20 protein-coding genes are annotated in these 21,493 nt (G+C 51.8%); 11 read left to right on the forward strand and 9 right to left on the reverse strand.

Annotated features, from left to right (window positions below; all coding sequences use genetic code 11):
• Positions 1–2: 2 nt before the first annotated feature.
• Entirely contained in the window at positions 3–1,142 is a 1,140-nt protein-coding gene (gene arnB, locus NBA72_RS22740; protein WP_042949821.1) for a UDP-4-amino-4-deoxy-L-arabinose aminotransferase, read from the reverse strand.
• Positions 1,143–1,440: 298 nt separating this feature from the next.
• Here arnB and pmrG point away from each other — a divergent pair, with 298 nt between their 5' ends.
• Positions 1,441–2,046, forward strand: a complete 606-nt coding sequence (gene pmrG / locus NBA72_RS22745; protein ID WP_000879258.1) for a lipopolysaccharide core heptose(II)-phosphate phosphatase PmrG — start codon at positions 1,441–1,443, stop codon at positions 2,044–2,046.
• A 44-nt stretch (positions 2,047–2,090) separates the two neighbouring features.
• Here pmrG and nudI read toward each other — a convergent pair whose 3' ends face one another.
• Positions 2,091–2,516, reverse strand: a complete 426-nt coding sequence (gene nudI, locus NBA72_RS22750; protein WP_001249902.1) for a nucleoside triphosphatase NudI — start codon at positions 2,514–2,516, stop codon at positions 2,091–2,093.
• Between the two features lie 278 nt (positions 2,517–2,794).
• Between nudI and NBA72_RS22755 the strand changes: the two genes are divergently transcribed.
• The 7 genes from NBA72_RS22755 to NBA72_RS22785 all read left to right on the forward strand — a co-directional run bounded on the left by NBA72_RS22755 (position 2,795) and on the right by NBA72_RS22785 (position 9,255).
• Positions 2,795–3,337, forward strand: coding sequence for a YfaZ family protein (locus tag NBA72_RS22755; RefSeq protein ID WP_001670658.1), 543 nt, complete (start codon positions 2,795–2,797; stop codon positions 3,335–3,337).
• A 114-nt stretch (positions 3,338–3,451) separates the two neighbouring features.
• Positions 3,452–4,648, forward strand: coding sequence for a nicotinamide mononucleotide deamidase-related protein YfaY (locus NBA72_RS22760; RefSeq protein ID WP_000935683.1), 1,197 nt, complete (start codon positions 3,452–3,454; stop codon positions 4,646–4,648).
• Positions 4,649–4,897: 249 nt separating this feature from the next.
• Entirely contained in the window at positions 4,898–5,680 is a 783-nt protein-coding gene (locus NBA72_RS22765; RefSeq protein WP_000894173.1) for an IclR family transcriptional regulator, read from the forward strand.
• A gap of 13 nt (positions 5,681–5,693) precedes the next feature.
• The gene (gene rhmD, locus NBA72_RS22770) at positions 5,694–6,899 is read left to right on the forward strand and encodes an L-rhamnonate dehydratase (protein ID WP_042949833.1); all 1,206 of its coding nucleotides are present in this window, start codon (positions 5,694–5,696) and stop codon (positions 6,897–6,899) included.
• Between the two features lie 55 nt (positions 6,900–6,954).
• Positions 6,955–8,244, forward strand: a complete 1,290-nt coding sequence (locus NBA72_RS22775; RefSeq protein ID WP_042949822.1) for an MFS transporter — start codon at positions 6,955–6,957, stop codon at positions 8,242–8,244.
• A gap of 25 nt (positions 8,245–8,269) precedes the next feature.
• Positions 8,270–9,073 carry a 2-keto-3-deoxy-L-rhamnonate aldolase gene (gene yfaU, locus NBA72_RS22780; RefSeq protein ID WP_000992941.1) on the forward strand — a complete coding sequence of 268 codons (804 nt, stop codon included), beginning with the start codon at positions 8,270–8,272 and terminating at the stop codon, positions 9,071–9,073.
• Positions 9,074–9,078: 5 nt separating this feature from the next.
• Positions 9,079–9,255, forward strand: a complete 177-nt coding sequence (locus tag NBA72_RS22785; RefSeq protein ID WP_077917584.1) for a molybdopterin-binding protein — start codon at positions 9,079–9,081, stop codon at positions 9,253–9,255.
• A 233-nt stretch (positions 9,256–9,488) separates the two neighbouring features.
• On the opposite strand, the gene sseL is transcribed toward NBA72_RS22785, so the two are convergent.
• From sseL to glpA, 4 genes are all read right to left on the reverse strand, one after another.
• Entirely contained in the window at positions 9,489–10,511 is a 1,023-nt protein-coding gene (sseL, locus tag NBA72_RS22790; RefSeq protein ID WP_042949824.1) for an SPI-2 type III secretion system effector deubiquitinase SseL, read from the reverse strand.
• A gap of 425 nt (positions 10,512–10,936) precedes the next feature.
• Complete coding sequence (gene glpC, locus NBA72_RS22795; protein ID WP_001285726.1) at positions 10,937–12,127, reverse strand: anaerobic glycerol-3-phosphate dehydrogenase subunit GlpC; 1,191 nt, start codon at positions 12,125–12,127, stop codon at positions 10,937–10,939.
• Entirely contained in the window at positions 12,124–13,383 is a 1,260-nt protein-coding gene (gene glpB, locus NBA72_RS22800) for a glycerol-3-phosphate dehydrogenase subunit GlpB (RefSeq protein WP_000667162.1), read from the reverse strand. The genes glpC and glpB overlap by 4 nt, the downstream gene beginning before the upstream one ends.
• Positions 13,373–15,001, reverse strand: coding sequence for an anaerobic glycerol-3-phosphate dehydrogenase subunit A (glpA, locus tag NBA72_RS22805; RefSeq protein ID WP_000857205.1), 1,629 nt, complete (start codon positions 14,999–15,001; stop codon positions 13,373–13,375). The genes glpB and glpA overlap by 11 nt, the downstream gene beginning before the upstream one ends.
• Before the next feature lie 272 nt (positions 15,002–15,273).
• Between glpA and glpT the strand changes: the two genes are divergently transcribed.
• Together glpT and glpQ are read left to right on the forward strand one after the other, a co-directional pair.
• Positions 15,274–16,632 carry a glycerol-3-phosphate transporter gene (gene glpT / locus NBA72_RS22810; RefSeq protein WP_000948739.1) on the forward strand — a complete coding sequence of 453 codons (1,359 nt, stop codon included), beginning with the start codon at positions 15,274–15,276 and terminating at the stop codon, positions 16,630–16,632.
• A gap of 4 nt (positions 16,633–16,636) precedes the next feature.
• Entirely contained in the window at positions 16,637–17,707 is a 1,071-nt protein-coding gene (gene glpQ / locus NBA72_RS22815) for a glycerophosphodiester phosphodiesterase (protein WP_000858952.1), read from the forward strand.
• Between the two features lie 115 nt (positions 17,708–17,822).
• On the opposite strand, the gene NBA72_RS22820 is transcribed toward glpQ, so the two are convergent.
• On the reverse strand, positions 17,823–18,701 hold the full coding sequence (locus NBA72_RS22820; RefSeq protein ID WP_000176718.1) for a LysR family transcriptional regulator: 879 nt from the start codon (positions 18,699–18,701) through the stop codon (positions 17,823–17,825).
• Positions 18,702–18,862: 161 nt separating this feature from the next.
• On the opposite strand from NBA72_RS22820, the gene NBA72_RS22825 reads away from it, so the two are divergent.
• A complete protein-coding gene (locus NBA72_RS22825) occupies positions 18,863–20,053 on the forward strand; it encodes an MFS transporter (protein ID WP_000660247.1) in 1,191 nt (396 codons plus the stop codon).
• A gap of 1 nt (position 20,054) precedes the next feature.
• On the opposite strand, the gene yfaE is transcribed toward NBA72_RS22825, so the two are convergent.
• Together yfaE and nrdB are read right to left on the reverse strand one after the other, a co-directional pair.
• The gene (gene yfaE / locus NBA72_RS22830) at positions 20,055–20,309 is read right to left on the reverse strand and encodes a ferredoxin-like diferric-tyrosyl radical cofactor maintenance protein YfaE (protein ID WP_000533921.1); all 255 of its coding nucleotides are present in this window, start codon (positions 20,307–20,309) and stop codon (positions 20,055–20,057) included.
• Positions 20,309–21,439, reverse strand: a complete 1,131-nt coding sequence (gene nrdB / locus NBA72_RS22835) for a class Ia ribonucleoside-diphosphate reductase subunit beta (RefSeq protein ID WP_000332026.1) — start codon at positions 21,437–21,439, stop codon at positions 20,309–20,311. Before nrdB ends, yfaE begins: the two co-directional genes overlap by 1 nt.
• Between the last annotated feature and the right edge of the window lie 54 nt (positions 21,440–21,493).

A 21,493-nucleotide genomic window follows, 5' to 3' on the forward strand; every position in this document is an offset into this window, starting at 1 on the left:
GCTTATTGTCCTGCTATCTGATGAAGGGCGGTAATGACCCGATCAAAGTCACTCTCGGTCATGTCCGGGAAGAGCGGCAGTGAGCAGATCCGCTCGCTGTTCCACTCGGTGTCAGGCAGCGTGAGCGTTGGGAAACGTTCGCGATAATATTTTTGCGTATGCGCGGCGCGGAAATGCAGCCCTGTGCCGATGCCTTTCGTTTTCAGCGATGCCATCAGAGCATCCCGGGTAATACCGCAGCGGGCTTCATCGACCCGGATAATGAATAAATGCCAGGCGTGAATATGTTCCCACGCCGGAAGGCTCAGAGGCTGAAAAGGCAGGTCTGCCATTGCCTGGTGGTACTGCGCTGCGATGGCGGAGCGTCGAGTGTTAAGCGCATCCAGTTTCTGTAACTGAGCAAGCGCGATAGCGGCGTTGAGGTCGGGCAAATTATATTTGTAGCCCGGCGCCAGGACTTCCGCTTGTGGCGCGCGTCCTCCGCTCTGTCGATCCCAGGCATCAACGCCAAGCCCGTGAAACTTGAGACTGCGCAGTTTATCGGCGAATTGCGGGTTATCCGTGACGACGATACCGCCTTCAGCGCAGGTGATGTTCTTAATGGCGTGGAAGGAGAAAATTGCGGTGCCCCGGGCGCCAATGTGGCGACCTTTGTAGCTGGTTCCTGTCGCGTGCGCCGCGTCTTCAATCACCGGAATGCCATAACGCTCGCCAAGAGCGTAAATAGCGTCCAGATCGGCGGGCGCGCCAGCGTAGTGGACGGGGATAATTGCTTTGGTTTGTGGCGTAATCGCGGCTTCGATATGTTCAGGCGTGACCATCAGCGTATCGCGATCGACATCGACCATGACGGGGTTCGCGCCGAGTAAAACGATCATATTTAGCGTAGAAACCCACGTCATTGACGGTGTAATGACCTCGTCGCCTTCACCAATGCCCAGCGCCATCAACGCGATGTGCATACCGGCAGTGGCTGAACTGACGGCAACGGCATATTGATTGCCTGTTAGCCGACAAAACGCCGCTTCCAGTTCCTGATTTTTCGGGCCGGTTGTTATCCAACCTGAGTCCAGTACGGTCTTAACGGCAGCGAGCTCTTCCGCGCCCATCGCCGGACGGGAGAAAGGCAAAAAGTCCGACATCATTTTTCCTTCAGCCATTGAAAGCCGCTTTTCAAATATTTCGGCAATAGAAAAGGGCTTATTTTTTAACGCATTTAGCTGAACCCTACTGGATGAATATTAAATTAACATTAAGAAATTAAGGTGAAGTAAAAAGATAATTTTTAACGGAATTATGCTTTGCTTTCGCCGAAAGTTTAAGGCATTTTATGCATGCCCAAAAGCTGTTTTTATGTTTCTGGCCTGGTCTTCCGTTGCGGAATTTCATTTTAATCGTATTGCTATTAAGTTAGCTGCACTGTCTGCCTGAGAGGTTAATGTGCTGGCATTTACCCTACGCTTTATTAAAAACAAACGCTATCTCGCGACTCTGGCGGGGGCGTTGGTTATTATCGCCGGGTTGACCTCACAACATGCCTGGAGTGGTAACGGTCTACCGCAGATTAACGGTAAAGCGCTGGCGGCGCTGGCGAAGCAGCATCCGGTAGTCGTGTTATTCCGCCATGCCGAGCGGTGCGATCGTTCCGATAATACCTGCCTGTCAGACAGCACGGGGATTACGGTCAACGGTGCGCAAGATGCCAGAGCGCTGGGTAAAGCCTTTAGTGCCGATATACAAAATTACAATCTCTATTCCAGTAATACGGTGCGCACCATCCAGTCGGCAACCTGGTTTTCCGCGGGCAGGTCGCTTACGGTGGATAAAAAAATGATGGATTGCGGCAGCGGTATTTATGCTTCAATCAATACGTTACTGAAAAAGTCGCAGAATAAAAATATAGTCATTTTTACCCATAATCATTGTTTGACGTATATTGCAAAAAATAAGCGCGGCGTAAAGTTTGATCCGGACTATCTTAATGCGCTCGTTATGCATGCGGAAAACGGAAAACTCTTTTTAGATGGTGAATTTGTTCCCGGCTAGCCGCATGTTAAAAGCGTAAAGACAGCCTGAAGCGGCTGTCGTCATTATAATAACCCTTTCAATGCTAATGTGTGGCGTGTCGCTACATTCAAATCATACAGCGCCAGTTCTTCTGGCTTGACCCAGGCGTAGTCCTGAAATTCGTCGTTAATACATATATCGCGATTAGCGGAAACACAGTCGAAGATGAGATAAATCATATAAATCTCTTCTTGTCTGCCATCAGCGTAGGTTTTAACGCGGATATCGTCGCGGAAGGTCCACGGCGTAATATCGCTCAGAATCAGTTGTTCGCCGAGTTCCTCCCGAATCTCCCGACGCAGCGCCTCTTCAATGCGTTCGCCCGGCTCGACCCCGCCGCCCGACAGCGCCCACTGACCGGGAAAGACGCCGCGGTTGTCGGCCATTTTGCACAGCAGATAACAGCCATCATTTTGAATTAATGGGCAAACTATAGTTCGTTGACGCATAAGTCGCTTCCTTAAACCACCAGGTCATCAGCTTAACAAATCGTTCTGCGAAATTCTTTGTGAAAAATGGAAGCGATAACGCAGACTGCGTTTTTTGTTAATCCTGTTGATGCAGGCGTCGCCATGTGATGGCGCAATGATGCGGCATGGCGAAAGTAGTATTTCGTTACAATATGTTTTTGGAATGGTTTTTTAGTGCATTGATTCCTCAGCGTCTGGCAGTACAATTCTGCCGTTTTGGGGAGTTTTTCTTTATGTGCTTGCTGGAAAGGGTAAAAATGAAAAAAAGCATATTATTAGGTTTTGCCGGAATGCTGTTCGTTTCTGCATCGGCGCAGGCCATCAGTATTAGCGGCCAGGCGGGCGAAGATTACACCAACATTGGCGTGGGTTTTGGTACGGAATCGACGGGACTGGCGCTAAGCGGCAACTGGATGCACAACGATGATGATGGCGACGCTGCGGGCGTGGGTCTGGGGCTGAACATTCCGGTGGGACCGCTGCTTGCGACGGTCGGCGGTAAAGGTATTTATACCAATCCGAAAGACAGCGATGAAGGCTATGCGGCGGCTGTCGGCGGTGGGCTACAATGGAAAATCGGCAACAGCTTCCGTCTGTTCGGCGAGTATTATTATTCACCAGATTCGCTGTCCAGCGGCATCGACAGTTATGAAGAAGCGAACGCAGGCGCGCGTTTCACCATTATGCGCCCGCTGAGCATTGAAGCCGGTTATCGTTACCTGAACCTGGCGGGTAAAGACGGCAACCGCGATAATGCGATTGCTGACGGCCCTTATGTTGGCGTAAACGCCAGCTTTTGATGCTAACGGCGCGGCAATCGTCGCGCCATATTCCTCCTTTTCCCGTCATTCTTCTTTCCACGTCCTATTCCTCTTTGCGTTATAGTGTTTTCATCATAAGAGCAGGAGAACACAATGCTAAATGTGGAAATGCTATCCACCGGGGATGAGGTGTTGCACGGACAAATCGTTGACACCAATGCCGCCTGGCTGGCTGATTTTTTCTTTCATCAGGGCGTTCCGTTATCACGGCGAAATACGGTAGGCGATAATCTGGACAGTCTGGTCGCTATCTTGCGTGAACGCAGTCAACATGCTGATGTTTTGATTGTTAATGGCGGGTTAGGGCCGACCAGCGATGATTTAAGCGCGCTCGCCGCGGCAACGGCAAAAGGCGAAGGATTAGTACTGCACCAGGCGTGGCTGACCGAAATGGAACGCTACTTTCAGCAGCGCGGTCGCGTGATGGCGCCGAGCAACCGTAAACAGGCGGAACTGCCTGCCAGCGCGGAGTTTATTAATAATCCGGTCGGCACTGCCTGTGGATTTGCGCTACAGCTCAACCGCTGCCTGATGTTTTTCACCCCCGGCGTACCGTCGGAATTTAAGGTTATGGTGGAGAAGGAAATCTTACCGCGGTTACGCGCGCGTTTTTCGCTGCCGGAGCCGCCGCTTTGCCTGCGGTTAACGACTTTTGGACGTTCAGAAAGCGACCTCGCGCAGCGTCTCGATTCACTGCCGTTGCCGCCCGGCGTGACGATGGGGTATCGCTCATCAATGCCGATCATTGAACTGAAGTTGACCGGCCCGGCGACGCAACGGGAGGCGATGCTGGCGTTATGGCCAGAGGTCAAACGGGTTGCCGGGCAGAACCTGATTTTTGAAGGTACGGAAAACCTGCCGGCGCAAATAGCCCGCCGCCTGCAGGAAAGGCAGTTGAGTCTGACGTTGAGCGAGCAATACACCAGCGGTTTACTGGCGCTACAGCTTTCCCGCGCCGGGGCGCCTGTTCTTGCCAGCGAAGTCGTTCCTTCTCAGGAAGAGACGCTGGCGCAAACGGCGCACTGGACGACAGAACGGCGCAGCAATCATTATGCCGGTCTGGCGCTGGCCGTGTCGGGGCTGGAAAACGAACATCTTAATTTCGCGCTGGCGACGCCGGATGGCACGTATGCCTTACGCGTGCGTTTTAGCGCCAATCGGTATAGTCTGGCAATACGTCAGGAGGTCTGCGCGATGATGGCGCTAAATATGCTGCGCCGCTGGCTTAATGGCGAGGACATTATCAGCGAGCATGGCTGGATAGACGTGGTTGAATCATTGACATCATAATCCCTTTCTCTTATCTGCGATGGGAACGACATCGTGAGCCGGATAAGGCCGCTATGCCATTATCCGGCAATATTATCTGCTTTTTTGTCCAGCCAATTGTACTGAATACAAAGTAATACGTGCGTTAATTCACATTTATATGGTTAACCCTTCCACTCCGTTGGAAGGCGGATAAGCTTTGACGCGCTTCACAATTTTTTCCCTGCTGACCTTTCACACTGATTCCAGTGTCTCAGACTGGAGTCCAATATGTTGGAATCAAGTAAAGTCCCGGCTCTTACTCGCGCAATCGACATCCTCAATTTGATCGCGCGTATTGGCCCATGCAGCGCGGCAATCATTATTGAAACGTTGCGTATTCCAAAAAGCACCGCGTACCTGCTGTTGAATGAATTAAAACGTCAGCGATTTATTAGCCTCGATCATCAGGAGAACTACTGCCTGTGGACTAAGCTCGTTGAATTGTCGGGTCATGCGCTCAGCAAGATGGATCTGCGGGAGCTGGCGCGTCCTCGTCTAACACAACTGATGGATGAAACCGGGCTGCTGTGTCACTTGGGGATCATCGACCACGAAAATGCGTATTACATACTGAAAGTGGAATCCTCATCCACTATCAGCGTGCGCTCGCATGAGGGGAAAAGCCTCTCTCTTTATCGTTCCGGCATCGGCAAATGCCTGCTGGCATGGCAGCCGGCCGCCGTACGCAAAGCCATTATTGAAAAAATGGTATGGGAGCGAGCCACGCTGACCACCATCACCGAGCCGCAACAATTGAATGATGAGCTGGAACGCATTCGCCAGCGTGGATGGAGCTTTGATAACGGGGAGGATTATCCGGATGTCCGCTGCGTTGCCGCACCGGTATTTAATGCCAGAAACGAACTGACCGCGGCAATTTCAGTGGTCGGCACGCGCCTGCAAATCAACGAAGAGAATCTTGATTATTTGGCCGGTAAAGCTATTGCCTGTGCCAAAGATATTTCACGCCTGTTGGGATGGAAAAGTCCCTTCGACTCACTCGCATCTTAAAATGGAGAATATTATGACTCTTCCTAAAATTAAACACGTTCGAGCCTGGTTTATTGGGGGCGCTACCGCAGAGAAAGGGGCTGGCGGCGGGGATTATCACGACCAGGGAGGAAATCACTGGATTGATGACCATATCGCCACTCCCATGAGCAAATATCGCGACTATGAGCAGTCTCGTCAGTCTTTTGGGATCAACGTGTTAGGGACACTTATTGTCGAAGTAGAGGCGGAAAATGGACAGACGGGGTTCGCCGTTTCGACAGCAGGGGAGATGGGCTGTTTTATCGTAGAAAAACATCTTAACCGGTTTATTGAAGGCAAATGCGTAAGCGATATCAAACTTATTCACGATCAGATGCTCGGCGCGACCATGTACTACTCCGGTTCCGGCGGTCTGGTGATGAACACGATTTCCTGTGTGGATCTGGCGCTGTGGGATCTGTTTGGCAAGGTGGTTGGGCTGCCGGTTTATAAATTGCTGGGCGGAGCGGTGCGCGATGAAATTCAGTTTTACGCCACCGGCTCACGCCCGGATCTGGCTAAAGAAATGGGCTTTATCGGCGGTAAAATGCCGACTCACTGGGGGCCGCACGATGGTGATGCGGGGATCCGTAAAGATGCCGCGATGGTGGCGGATATGCGTGAAAAGTGCGGGCCGGATTTCTGGCTGATGCTCGACTGCTGGATGAGTCAGGATGTGAACTATGCGACTAAACTGGCTCACGCCTGTGCGCCATTTAATCTCAAATGGATTGAAGAGTGTCTGCCGCCGCAGCAGTATGAAGGCTATCGCGAATTAAAACGCAACGCGCCTGCAGGGATGATGGTTACCAGCGGCGAACACCATGGTACGCTGCAATCCTTCCGCACTCTGGCAGAAACCGGCATTGATATTATGCAGCCGGATGTTGGCTGGTGCGGCGGATTAACCACGCTGGTTGAGATCGCCGCGCTTGCCAAATCGCGCGGGCAACTGGTGGTGCCGCACGGTTCGTCTGTCTATTCGCACCATGCAGTTATTACTTTCACTAATACCCCTTTCAGCGAGTTCCTGATGACCAGCCCGGACTGCTCCACCCTGCGTCCGCAATTTGACCCGATTCTCCTGGATGAGCCGGTGCCGGTGAATGGACGCATCCATAAATCAGTGCTGGATAAGCCGGGCTTCGGCGTCGAGCTTAACCGTGACTGTCACTTGAAACGCCCTTATAGCCACTAATAACTCGTGCGTTGCCTTTGTACGGCAACGCCCTCATCCTGTTGAGGATATTGCTATGAGCATCACTTTACTTGACGGCGTAGTGAAGAAAAACCGCGCACGTTTAATTCCTTTTATGTTGGCGCTGTATGTACTGGCGTTTCTGGATCGTTCAAATATTGGTTTTGCCAAAGAGACCTATCAGATAGATACCGGGCTAAGTAATGAAGCCTACGCGCTAGGGGCCGGTATTTTCTTTGTGGTTTACGCTTTCCTTGGCGTACCGGCTAACCTGCTGATGCGCAAATTTGGCGCAAGAACCTGGATCGGCACGACTACCCTGCTGTGGGGCTTTCTCTCTGCTGCGATGGCCTGGGCGGATAGTGAAGCAAAATTTCTGATAATCCGCACGCTATTGGGCGCGGCGGAGGCTGGATTTTTCCCCGGCATGATCTATCTCACTTCACAATGGTTCCCGCAGCGTAACCGTGCCAGCATTATGGGGCTATTTTATATGGGCGCGCCGCTGGCGTTAACGTTGGGTTCGCCGCTCTCCGGCGATCTGCTGGAGATGCATGGTTTTATGGGGCACCCGGGATGGTTCTGGATGTTCGTTATCGAAGGCCTACTGGCGATTGGTGCAGGGATATTCACCTTTTTCTGGCTTGATGACACTCCGCAGCAGGCGCGTTTTCTTAGCCTGGAAGAAAAGAACGCGCTTATCAGGCAACTGGCGAGCGAAGAAGAGAAAAAGGTCACGTCAAGGCTTGCGGATGCGCTGCGTAATGGACGCGTCTGGCAACTGGCTATTATTTATCTGACGATTCAGGTGGCGGTATACGGACTCATCTTTTTCCTGCCGACCCAGGTTGCCGCGCTATTGGGCACTAAAGTGGGCTTTACCGCTTCGGTGGTAACAGCGGTTCCCTGGGTGGCGGCTTTGCTTGGCACATGGCTTATTCCTCGCTACTCCGACCGTACCGGCGATCGCCGTAACGTTGCGGCAGTGACGCTACTGGCTGCGGGCATTGGCATTGGCCTGTCAGGTCTGGTTTCTCCGGTGCTCGCTATTCTGGCGCTCTGTGTTGCAGCAGTAGGATTTATTGCCGTTCAGCCCGTATTCTGGACCATGCCAACACAGCTACTTTCCGGTACGGCTCTGGCGGCAGGAATTGGTTTCGTTAATCTCTTTGGCGCTGTGGGCGGTTTTATTGCCCCAATTCTGCGCGTAAAAGCGGAAACGTTGTTTGCCAGCGATGCGGCGGGCCTGCTGACGCTGGCCGGAGTCGCCATCATTGGCTCATTAATTATCTTCACGCTGAGCGTTAATCGTCCGGTGGCGCAATCCGGCGCTGCGCATCATTAATCTTATCTACGTTGTAAGGATCGCTATGAACGCATTGTTATCAAATCCTTTTAAAGAAGGATTACGTAAAGGGGATACGCAAATTGGTTTGTGGCTCAGTTCAACCACCTCTTATATGGCGGAGATTGCGGCGACGTCGGGTTATGACTGGTTGTTAATAGATGGCGAGCACGCGCCTAATACGGTGCAGGACTTGTATCATCAGTTACAGGCCATCGCCCCATACGCCAGCCAGCCGGTGATTCGCCCGATCGAGGGAAGTAAAGCGCTCATTAAACAGGTACTGGACATCGGGGCGCAAACGCTACTGATCCCGATGGTTGACACCGCAGAACAGGCGCGCCAGGTCGTTTCCGCTACCCGATACCCGCCGTTGGGGCAACGAGGCGTTGGCGCGAGCGTGGCGCGTGCGGCGCGCTGGGGGAGAATCGACAACTATATGGCACAGGCCAATGAGTCGCTCTGCCTGTTGGTGCAGGTTGAAAGCAAAGTGGCGCTGGAAAACCTTGACGCGATTCTGGAGGTTGAAGGCATTGATGGCGTCTTTATCGGTCCGGCAGATCTCTCTGCTTCATTGGGTTACCCCGATAATGCCGGACACCCGGAAGTGCAGCGGATCATTGAAGCGTGTATTTATCGTATTCGCGCCGCCGGAAAAGCGGCGGGTTTTTTGGCGGTCGATCCGGCAATGGCGCAGAAATGTCTGGCGTGGGGCGCGAATTTTGTCGCGGTCGGGGTAGATACGATGCTCTACACCGAGGCGCTGGACAGCAGGTTGGCGATGTTTAAATCTGTTCAGTCAGTAAGCACGGCAAAACGTAGTTATTGAGAAAAATGCCGGATGGCACGTATGCCTTACGCGTGCGTTTTAGCGCCTGTCGGTATAGTCTGGCAATACGTCAGGAGGTTTGTGCGGTGATGGCGCTAAATATGCTGCGCCGTTGGCTTAATGGCGAGGACATTACCAGCGAGCATGGCTGGATAGACGTGGTTGAATCATTGACGGCATAGAACTTTTAGTGGGAAGGCCTGGCCTTCCCATCCTTATATACTTATAAATTCTTCGCAGAGCATCATTTCAGGATAAGAGCCTATCCCACCAGGCGTAATTGTTGAAGCCAGTTTGGGGCCGGCCAGCGCGCAGAAACCGGAGCGTACACGTAGTACGTGAGGATTTTGAGCACTGCCCGGTCCCAAAATGGCGAATAAAATAGCCTAATGGGATAGGCTCTAAGTACTCACCATTACTGGAGACTGTATTCATATATTTGTCGCCGGGTTTGGGTGTTAAATAGTGTTTGTTCCTCTACTGGAAGCGTTAAGAAATTTTCCGCAAATTCTCGTAATGTGGTAACAGGATCGTTTTGTCCGGCATTCGATAAGAGTTGAATTGCATGGTAACAAAATAGACCACAGCCGTTGGGTACATTATTCTGTAAATTAATTTCGATAAAATTAACCTCATCGCTTTCTGATATACCTGCAATCTTTGCTGCTTCTATAATCTCTTGCTTAGTATTTTCATTTAAATCATGATAACTGTTAAATATGAGACATTTTATTTTTTCTGCAAGTTTATAAAATAAACAGAGAAGCCAGTGATCTCCTGTATTTATCAGAAAGATTTCATTTTCACATAATCCTGATTGAGCAATCTTTTCAAGTAGCTGAGTGCTTAATATATTTTCTTTGGTGGTAGGATGAATAAGCCCAATGGGATAGTTTACCGAGAGAAAAGGTGATTCTTGAACCAGACCTTGCGTTGCAGCTGCCAACTCATCTGAAGACATCATTCGCACACCACACCAAAGATTTTCAACTCCAACCTGTTCTTTATCTGTCTGAGCGAACTGGTTGCCCATAATTTTATGTGCTATTTCTATTTTTTTAGAAAGGTCGGTTGTCGCGGAACCGGCCATATAAAGTAATCTGGAAGGGGTATGTAGCTTTTTCCACTCAGTATTATTTTTTGTTATATCGTTATTGGCAATTTGATGTAATACAAGGCAAGCCTGATTGATTTTTTTATCTATATCTGGTGAGCCCGATCTTTTTCCGCTAAAGAATTCAAAAAGAAATTTCTCAACTCTATGTCCCAGGTCATCGTTGCGTAACGCAAGATTGCATAACAGATCAATACAATTCTGATCACCGTTCTCTACTGAGCTAAGCAACAACGCAAGCGTCTCATCGCTCACCTCTCCTGCATATAGGCTGTGAAATTGCGGTGTGCTCAATCGGTAAAGTGAATTTACACATATATTCATTTTGCTCTGTTTCCTGATAGGTGAAAGTAGCGAATATGATGTCATGTATAATTATTTGTAAAAATATTATTATTAGTGGGGGATATATTAAATCAGGCATAGACCTGATTTTCTTATTATTCACATAACACTCAATTATTATTGGGGATATTCAGTTATCCCCCTCTTTAAAGGGGGCTGGTAACGCGTCGATACAAGAGATATTGCTCTATACACAGTAACGTCGTTATCTGTCATGCCACCATGGGTTAGCGGTCATGGTTAACCAAATAGGGCAGGTTATTGCAAAGAGACATCCGCGTTTATACCCAAAATAATCCGTAGCCAATACATAAGCAACTTGAAGTATGAAGGGTATATGTTTGATGGAAAATCGGCCCTGGTGAGTAGGGTAATAGCGCCGGAGGGGCTCCGGCGCTTTTTACTTAGCCGAGCGCCTGGGCCAGTAGCGTAATGGGATGTTCGCAGCGTTTGCTTGTAGACATCTCAATTTGCCACTTACAGGTTTCACAATCGGTGACGACAATGTCGGCGCCGCTCTCTTCAATCTGGCGGAACAGCGGCGCGCCGATGGACTGTGATGTCGGATAGTTTTCCTTTTTAAATCCATACGTACCGGCAATGCCGCAGCACTGTGAATCAAGTACCGTCAATTCAAGCCCCGGAATTTGCCGCAATAATTCAAGCGTGTAAAGCGTCCAGCCCATTTTTTCCATATGACACGGCGTATGGTAGACCACTTTCAGCGGCAAAGGATTAAGCGGCAGCGTTTTCCCGGCATCCAGTTTGCGCCATAGCCAGCGGGTGGCCAGCTCGATATGTTCGCGCAGCCCGGCGTTGTCCACGTCCAGCACTTCAGGATATTCATCGCGCAACGCAAACGTACAGGTGGATGACGTGGCGATGACCGGAATACCTTTGACGGCAATCGCCTCGCGTAGCGACTCCACATTGCTGATAGCCTGCTTGCGAGCTTTATCCGTAAAACCGTTAGCGATCAGCGGTACGCCGCAACACTTCTCTTTACTCAGTAACTGTACGCCGGTACCCATTGCGTTCAGCACCTTAATCAGATCTTTTCCGAGCTGCGGATGGTTGTAATTCACAAAACAGCCATGGAAAAAGGCGACCTGATCTTTGTATTTAGCCTGCTGCGCCGCTACGCTACGATACCAGCGGCGGAAGGTGCCGAAAGAGTATTTTGGTAAGGTGCGGCGATGATCGATTTTGAGCGCATAATCAAGCAACTGGCGCACTGGCTTTAATGCGGTGGCGGTATTGACCACCGGCGCGAACGGCGTTGAAACGCTGCCCATCAGATCGGTATGGCTGAGAATAAAGTTACGCAATGACGGGCGCGTCGTATCGTATTTCGCGCGGGCGCGCTGGATGATATCGCCAATCTTCACGTCCGACGGACAGGCGACCTCACACCGTTTGCAGTTAATGCAATATTTCAGCGCCTCATCATACAGCGCGCCGTCTTTCAGACGCAGGCGTTCGCCATCCGGTCCGGCCTGTTTAGGGCCAGGGTAGCCTGGATTAACGCGGCTGACCGGGCACGCGGTGGTGCACACCGTACATTTAATACAACTTTCAAAACGTGTGTCGCTCATTGCTGTTCTCCTGCACGCTCAGCGATATGGTGCGCGGCCTGGAGGGCGCTGACTGCGCAGACGCCGCCGCCGCATCCCTCAGCTATAGGATCGAATCCCGCCAGCACAGAACCTATTGCATACAGATTTTCTACCGTGTTGCCCGCAAGGGAGGGGCGGAAAGCGTCATCCGTCACGACGCCAAACTGCTGCCAGGGCTGTGGGTCGAAGAAATGTTGTTGATACCATTCGGCGCGGGTGGCCGTTTGCTGTACGTCGAGCCCTAAAATAGGTTCGCGGATCCCTTCGCGCTCGGCAACCAGACCGCTACTAAAGAAGCTACCGCTGGCAAGTACGGCAAAACGCGGGCGCAGTGGGATATCGGCATGGTTGCGGGTCCATATTTCGCTCACGGTACCGCGACGGCAGGTGACTTTCTTCACTTCATCGCCCGGCATCCAGATGCCGCCCTGACGGACAAACTGGCGCTGGAGCTGATTGTGCAGACGAATACCGAGCACCGATGGCGGCAGCGTCGGCAGCAGCGTGAGCGCGCAGGGCAGACGTTCGTTAAGCCAGCGCCACAGCGTATCGTTCGCCAGCCCGAAACAGGCGGGCATGATGATCATGTCGCAGTTTGTCGCTATTGGCGACAGCGCGTCGTACAGCAGTGGCCATTTTTCTTCGTTATCAAGCAGACGCGCAATATTGACCGCGCGAAATTCCGTCGGGTTATCACGCAGTACGTCCAGTTCCGGAAGGTCGATTTCTGCGGTTTCCACGTTGAGATCGCGTTGACGCAGCGACGCTGCCGCAAGGTGCGCCTGGAAATCCAGTAATCCGCTAACGCCGACGACGCAAATTCGCTGTGCGGATAACGGCCAGACCGGTACTTCCGGCGAGCTAAGCCAGGTTGAACGCAATGTGCCAAGCGGCGTGACACGCTGGTGCGCCTGCTGTACGTCGCCGTATAACTGCGCGCCGCTGGCGTTAAGTAGCGTTTGCGCCTGTTGCGCCAGCGTAAGGACTTTTTGCGCACCTAAACGCGAATAAGGATGTTCAGGCGCCTGGCGGCGCAGCGCATCAAGCCCGGCGGTAATGTCGGTCACCGGTTGGCCGTCGGGCAGGGTGCTGAGCAGATCCAGCGAGCCGGAGGAAAAATGCAGCGCGCTTTGTCCGCGGGTGACGATGGCGCAGCGTAATCCATGCTGCTGGAGTTGCAGTCCGCACAGCAAACCGGCGAGACCGCCGCCCATAATAACCGTATCAAATTTCATCCTGGTGCTCCTTCTCCAGACCGCATAATCCCTGATAAACCCAGCGCGTGAATTCGCTTTCGCGCAGCGCGTCTCCCCAGGCGACAGGTTGTACGCCTTTCCAACGCTCATTCAGAAATTCAGAGAGTTGCGTAATAGATTGCGCCGCGGTCGTCACATTAAAACGCTGCAATAGCCCGGCCGCGCGGCAGGCGCATAGCTCGCCCTGGCAAGTGCCCATCCCTACGCGGGTGCGACGGCGCAGATCCAGCAGGCTGTTCACGGTTAAGTTTTCGACGGCATACTGCACTTCCCCCGCCGTGACGGCCTCGCATTCACAGACCAGGCTACGGTGTTGGCGGCCTTCGCTCAGCCACCCCGGCGTGCGATCGCCATGCCGATAAACCGCCGATCCGCGTAGCGGCGCGGGAAGCGAGATAATGCGTTTCAGCGTATGTTCCGTGGACTCTTTTGAGCCAGGCAACGGCGTATCCGCCGTGATGCAGGGGCGAGTATTGCCCAACTTGCGGCACACGGCGTCGGTCGCCCATTCCGCCATCAGGCGGTAAGTCATTAGCTTCCCGCCGGTAATGGTAATGAAGCCATCAAGCCCGTCGCGCTCGGCGTGGTCGAACAACACAATACCGCGGCTGACGTTCCGACCGCTGGGATCGTCATCGCTGGCCACCAGCGGGCGGACGCCGGAATACGCGCGCAGAATACGCGTCTTCGCCATGACAGGGGCCAGTTTTTCCCCTTCACGCAGCAGGATATCGACTTCATCTGCGGTGACGCGGTTGCTGTCTATCTCATTGTAATCAATATGGGTAGAGGTGGTGCCGATCAGTGAAATCGTATCGCCAGGTACCAGAATGTCGGCATCCGATGGTTTCCGGCAGCGGTTAATGACATGCTGGTTGATCCGATGGTCCATGATCAACAGCGAGCCTTTCGCCGGGAACATGCGAATACTCAGGTCGGCGTATTCGGCGATCCGTTGCCCCCAGATACCTGCCGCATTGACCACCACCGGCGCGTGAAGCGTCTGAGTTTCGCCAGTGAGATGGTTGCGCACATGGACGCCGCAGACTGTTGCGCCTTCACGAATGAGCCCGGTCACTTCATGCGCCGTTAACACGATTGCGCCATGTTCTCTGGCATCCAGCATATTGGCGGCGGTAAGGCGGAAAGGGTCCACGGTGCCATCCGGCACTTTTACCGCACCGATGAGCGCAGGGTTAACGGAAGGTTCGATGATGCGAGCCTGCTGCGGATCGATGGCTTCAGCGCGAATGCCTGCCGCTTCACAGGCGCGAATAAAGGTGGCCTGAAACGCAAGATCATCTTCCGGCAACGTAATAAACAGACCATCCGTCGGTTCGACGCAATGGCGGGCGATCCGTTTTAAAATCTGGTTTTCACTAATGCACTCGCGCGCGGATTCCGCATCGGTAACCGCATAACGAGCGCCGCTGTGCAGCAGCCCGTGGTTACGCCCGGTCGCGCCGGTCGCTATATCATGCCGCTCCACCAGAATGACACGTAAACCGCGCAGCGCGCAGTCGCGGGCGATCCCTGCGCCTGTTGCTCCACCGCCAATGATAATCACGTCACTTGCTTGCGAGTCGCGAGTTTTCATTGTTTTTCCTCACAGTTCGTTTTTTATCATTTAGCCATACAAATCATATGGAATGTTTGATTTCGCGCATAATCGCTCACTATTCGAAAATGAAACGTGATTTCGTGCGCCTTTCTGAACATTAGTCATAAATCTGTAACAATATGTGCTGTAATTCACATTAACGTGACGTATCTTTACTTAACATCGCGGCCACACTGGGAGCAGCGGGGTTGTTTGAACAAACTGCGGTGTTTACCTCTAAATAAAATACGGGCCACGGAGGCTACAATATGTTGAGTATTTTTAAACCAGCGCCGCATAAAGCGCGCTTGCCTGCGGCGGAGATTGATCCGACCTATCGCCGATTACGCTGGCAGATTTTCTTGGGGATATTCTTTGGCTATGCCGCGTATTATCTGGTGCGCAAGAACTTTGCCCTCGCGATGCCCTACCTGGTAGAACAGGGTTTTTCACGCGGCGATCTGGGCTTTGCGCTGTCCGGGATTTCCATCGCTTATGGTTTTTCGAAATTTATAATGGGTTCGGTGTCCGATCGCTCGAATCCGCGCGTTTTTCTGCCGGCAGGGTTGATTCTGGCCGCAGCAGTCATGTTGTTTATGGGCTTTGTGCCGTGGGCGACATCCAGCATCGCCGTGATGTTTGTACTGTTGTTCCTTTGCGGCTGGTTCCAGGGGATGGGGTGGCCGCCGTGCGGACGTACGATGGTTCACTGGTGGTCGCAGAAAGAGCGCGGCGGCATTGTGTCGGTCTGGAACTGTGCGCATAACGTCGGCGGCGGGATCCCGCCACTGCTGTTCCTGCTGGGGATGGCGTGGTTTAACGACTGGAAAGCGGCGCTCTATATGCCAGCCTTTGGCGCGATTGTGGTGGCGCTGTTCGCTTTCGCAATGATGCGTGATACGCCGCAATCCTGCGGTCTGCCGCCTATCGAAGAGTATAAAAACGACTATCCGGACGACTACAACGAAAAAGCGGAAGAAGAGCTGACCGCGAAGCAAATCTTCATGCAGTACGTACTGCCAAACAAACTGTTGTGGTACATCGCTATCGCCAACGTGTTTGTTTATCTGCTGCGCTACGGCATCCTCGACTGGTCGCCGACCTACCTGAAAGAAGTGAAGCATTTCGCACTGGATAAATCCTCCTGGGCCTACTTCCTGTATGAATACGCGGGTATTCCGGGCACGCTGCTGTGTGGCTGGATGTCGGATAAAGTCTTCCGCGGCAACCGTGGCGCGACCGGCGTGTTCTTTATGACCCTGGTCACTATTGCGACCATCGTTTACTGGATGAACCCGGCAGGAAACCCGAACGTTGATATGGCTTGTATGATTATCATCGGCTTCCTGATCTACGGCCCGGTAATGTTGATCGGTCTGCACGCGCTGGAACTGGCGCCGAAAAAAGCGGCGGGTACGGCGGCGGGCTTTACCGGTCTGTTTGGTTACCTGGGCGGTTCTGTCGCTGCAAGCGCCATTGTGGGTTATACCGTTGACTTCTTCGGTTGGGATGGCGGCTTTATGGTGATGATTGGCGGCAGCATTCTGGCGGTAATCCTGCTGGTGGTCGTGATGATTGGTGAAAAACGCCATCATGATGAGCTGCAGTTAAAACGCAACGGAGGCTAATAACATGAAAACCACACTGAAAAACCTTAGCGTGGCGTTAATGTTGGCAGGAATGACCATCGGAAGCGGCGCCGTGGCGGCTGAAAAAGTCGTTATCGCCCACCGTGGCGCCAGCGGTTATCTGCCGGAGCATACGCTACCGGCGAAAGCGATGGCGTATGCGCAAGGGGCAGATTATCTGGAACAGGATTTAGTGATGACAAAGGACGACCATCTGGTCGTCCTCCATGACCACTACCTTGACCGGGTAACTGACGTCGCTGACCGTTTTCCGGACCGGGCGCGTAAAGATGGGCGCTATTACGCTATCGATTTTACGCTGGATGAAATTAAATCCCTGAAGTTTACCGAAGGGTTTGATATTGAAAACGGCAAAAAAGTACAAACTTATCCGGGCCGTTTCCCGATGGGAAAATCTGATTTCCGCATTCATACCTTTGAAGAGGAAATTGAATTCGTTCAGGGATTAAATCATTCTACCGGTAAAAATATCGGTATTTATCCGGAAATTAAAGCGCCGTGGTTCCATCATCAGGAAGGGAAAGATATTGCCGCGAAAACGCTGGAAGTGCTGAAGAAGTATGGTTACACCGGCAAGCAGGACAATGTCTATTTGCAGTGTTTTGATGTCGCTGAGCTGAAACGTATTAAGAATGAACTGGAACCCAAAATGGGGATGGATCTCAATCTGGTTCAACTTATTGCGTATACCGACTGGAATGAAACACAGCAGAAACAGCCGGACGGTCGTTGGGTAAATTACAACTACGACTGGATGTTTAAGCCGGGCGCTATGAAGCAGGTGGCGGAATATGCGGACGGTATTGGTCCGGATTACCATATGCTGGTTGCGGAAGGCTCAACGAAAGGGAATATCAAGCTGACTGGAATGGTGCAAGACGCGCATCAGAATAAGATGGTAGTGCATCCTTACACTGTGCGTGCCGATCAATTGCCGGACTATGCCACAGACGTCAATCAGTTGTACGACATCCTGTATAACAAGGCGGGCGTCGACGGGCTGTTCACTGACTTCCCGGATAAGGCGGTCATGTTCCTGCAAAAAAATGACTAAAGGTTTGCCATAGTCGAAGTGACGCGCCGGATGATGGCATAAACGCCTCATCCGGCCTGGCGCAACGTTTGCCAGCGTAAGTCTGGTAAACGCAATACCATCAGGCGGGGTTGTTTTATAGCAACCCCTCATCGGTCAGTGTTTCCATACATTTTTGTAATAAAAATAGCGGACTTCCTTCTACCGGCGGTTCTTTTGCTAACAGGGAAATTTGTCGATAAAAGGTGGGTTCCAGCGCCACGGAGCATAATTTTCCTGCCGTGGCTTTTAAGGTTAATTCTGGCAATAAGGCGATACCTAATCCCTGGCGAATAAAATTCAGCGCAGTATCGGGATGGTTAAATTCATATTTAAATATCGGCTCAATACCCTTTTCTTTAAACAACGCCATAATGCTTAATTCATAACGACCTTTACTGACAATAAGTGGTTCGTCCATCAGTTCTTCGACCGTTACTGTACTATTGGCCGCCAGGGGATGATTTTCAGGCACCACTACGGTGAATTTATCCCGGTAAATGGGGACGCAATACATACCGTTGACCGGAAAAGGAACGAAACCGGCATCAATACTTCCGTCCTGCAGCGAATCAATAATAGCCGTACTGTTCTCTTCATAGGGGATAATTTTTACATTTGGATGATGGCTTTCAAAATAGCGAATGACGCCGGGTAAAATGCAGGCGCAGGCGCTGGGAAAACAGCCAATCCGTAGCGTACGGGCCGGGTTCTTTTTTTCTTGTTCGGCAATCTCTTTTACCGCGTTGACGTCGCGCTGGATCGCGCGTAAGTGCCTGACGATGCGGCTACCGGCGGCGGTAAGCTCAATCTCTTTACGACGCTCACGAATCAATATGTCAACGCCGAGCTCCTCCTCAAGCGCGGAGATGGCCTGGCTGACGGCGGATTGCGTCATGTATAGCCGTTTGCTGGCCTCGGTAAATCCGCCGTACTCCAGTACGGCAAGCAGGGCGTGGATTTGGGTTAGCGTCATTAGTAAAACCTAATCAATATAATTAAAACGATTAATTTTTCTAATAGAGTGCACTTGTTTATACTGCGATTCTATCGAATACATCACATTTTGACGCACCTGATAGGTGTTCAGTTGAGCTGAGCGTTGCCTGCGTGCGCCATCTGAGCGGGTCGTTAAGAATGAAAGAAAAATTATGGACGAAGGATTTTTGGGCAATCACCATAGTAAGTTTTATTATCTTTTTTGTTTTTTATGTACTGCTAACTTTATTACCCATTTATATCGCTGACCGCCTGCATGCTTCTGCAGATAAGGCCGGGCTGTTAGTGACATGTTTCCTGGCCGCGGCAATTGTTATTCGGCCATTTGCCGGACAGTGGGTGGGAAAATATTCGAATAAAAAGATTCTGGTGCTCTCTTCTCTGGCTTTTTTGGTGATTACCGCGCTGTATCCGGTTTGCCATTCTATCGAGTCGCTGCTCTTTATCCGCGTACTTCATGGGATTACGTTTGGTGTTATTACCACGGTAAAAGGAACTATTTCAGCGCGGTTAATTCCGGCCTCCCGACGTGGAGAGGGCATCAGCTTTTTCTCTTTAGCGATGGGCCTGGCGATGGTCGTAGGACCGTGGATCGGTTTGAATATGGCCCGCTGGAACGCGTTCACTGCCGCATTCTGGCTTTGTTCCGCTGTAGCGGCGTTAGGGATTGTGCTTTCCCTGATTGTGACGGTCCCTCCGGTAATTCGTCATGCCGATGGTTCGAAACCGAATCTGGGTTTTGCCGCGATGTTTGACCGCGCCGCCTTGCCTTTTGCGCTGGTCACCTTTTTTATGACTTTCTCCTATGCCGGCGTGTCGGCTTTCCTGGCGCTGTATGCGCGTGAGCTGGATTTAATGGCGGCGGCCAGTAATTTCCTGCTGTGCTACGCGATTTTCCTGATGATATGCCGTACCTTCACCGGGAATATTTGTGATAAAAAAGGGCCGAAATACGTTGTTTTCCCATGTCTGTTGGCTTTTACCATCGGTCTGGTGGCGCTGGGCTACACCAATGGCAGCATCATGATGATTATTTCCGGCGGTCTCATCGGTATCGGCTACGGTTCGGTCACGCCGGTTTTCCAGACGCAAATTATCAGCTCGGTTGAACCGCATAAAATCGGCGTGGCGAATTCACTGTTCTTTAACGCGATGGATGCCGGAATGGCGATTGGCGCCTTTATCATGGGAATGATGGTTGAGTCGGTTGGCTATCGTATGATTTATGTCGCTGGCGCGGTGCTGGTGGTACTCGCTGGCGCACTGTATGCCGTGCAGATGAAAAAACGTGGCGTGATGCCTTTGGTTTCCACCAGCGAGTTGCACTGAGTTACATCTCGATTTCGATATCGCCTTTTGCCCTGCAGCAGCAGGGCAAAATCTCTCCCGGCTGGATAAACGCTAAAGGTTCCGTAATCCAGTCAACCTGACCGGCAACCAGTCGGGTACGACAGGAGCCGCAATAACCTTCGCGGCACTGATACTCCACCTCAACGTTATGCGATTCCAGCGCGGCCAGCAGAGAAGGGTGTTCATCCTGGCACAGCAGCTGTGTGCCAGTGATACGCAGCGTGACGCGTCCCATCAGAGCTGGAAATTACTCAGATCGTCGGTATCGACTTCCGAATCGATTTGTCCGACCAGATAAGAGCTAACTTCCACTTCCTGTGGCGCGACCTGAACGTTATCGGACACCAGCCAGGTATTGATCCACGGGATTGGGTTGGAGCGGGTCTGGAACGGCAGATCCAGCCCTACCGCCTGCATACGAATATTAGTAATATATTCAACGTATTGACACAGGATATCTTTATTCAGGCCGATCATCGAACCGTCGCGGAACAGATAGTCCGCCCACTCTTTTTCCTGCTGCGCCGCCTGCACGAACAGGTCATAACATTCCTGTTTACACTCTTCGGCGATTTCCGCCATCTCCGGGTCGTCCACGCCGCTACGCAACAGGTTCAGCATATGTTGCGTGCCGGTCAGATGCAGAGCTTCGTCACGGGCGATCAGACGGATAATTTTGGCGTTGCCTTCCATCAGTTCACGCTCGGCAAATGCGAAAGAGCAGGCGAAGCTGACGTAGAAGCGGATGGCTTCCAGCGCGTTCACGCTCATCAGGCACAGATACAGTTTTTTCTTCAGCTCACGCAGATTCACGACAACCGTTTTGCCATTAACGGTATGGGTGCCTTCACCGAGCAGGTGCCAGTAACTGGTCATCTCAATAAGTTCGTCGTAGTAGGCGGAGATCCCTTCGGCGCGCTTCTGAATTTGCTCATTGGTCACGATATCGTCAAACACGACCGCCGGATCGTTGACGATGTTACGAATAATGTGGGTGTAGGATCGTGAGTGAATCGTCTCAGAAAACGCCCAGGTCTCTACCCACGTCTCCAGCTCCGGGATGGAAATGAGCGGCAGCAGGGCGACGTTCGGGCTACGTCCCTGAATGGAATCCAGCAGCGTCTGGTATTTGAGGTTGCTGATGAAGATATGTTTTTCGTGCTCCGGCAACGCCTGATAATCGATACGATCGCGGGAGACGTCGACCTCTTCCGGACGCCAGAAGAAAGAGAGCTGTTTTTCGATCAGTTTTTCGAAGATGTCATATTTCTGCTGGTCATAGCGTGCAACGTTGACCGGCTGGCCAAAGAACATGGGTTCCTTGAGCTGATCGTTTTTCGTCTGTGAAAAAGTGGTGTATGCCATTGAAGTGAATCCTTTATGGGATGAGCGCCGGATGGCGGCGCAAGCGCCTTATCC

It is taken from the genome of Salmonella sp. NW1250, assembly GCF_051812965.1.
Classification (GTDB): domain Bacteria; phylum Pseudomonadota; class Gammaproteobacteria; order Enterobacterales; family Enterobacteriaceae; genus Salmonella; species Salmonella enterica.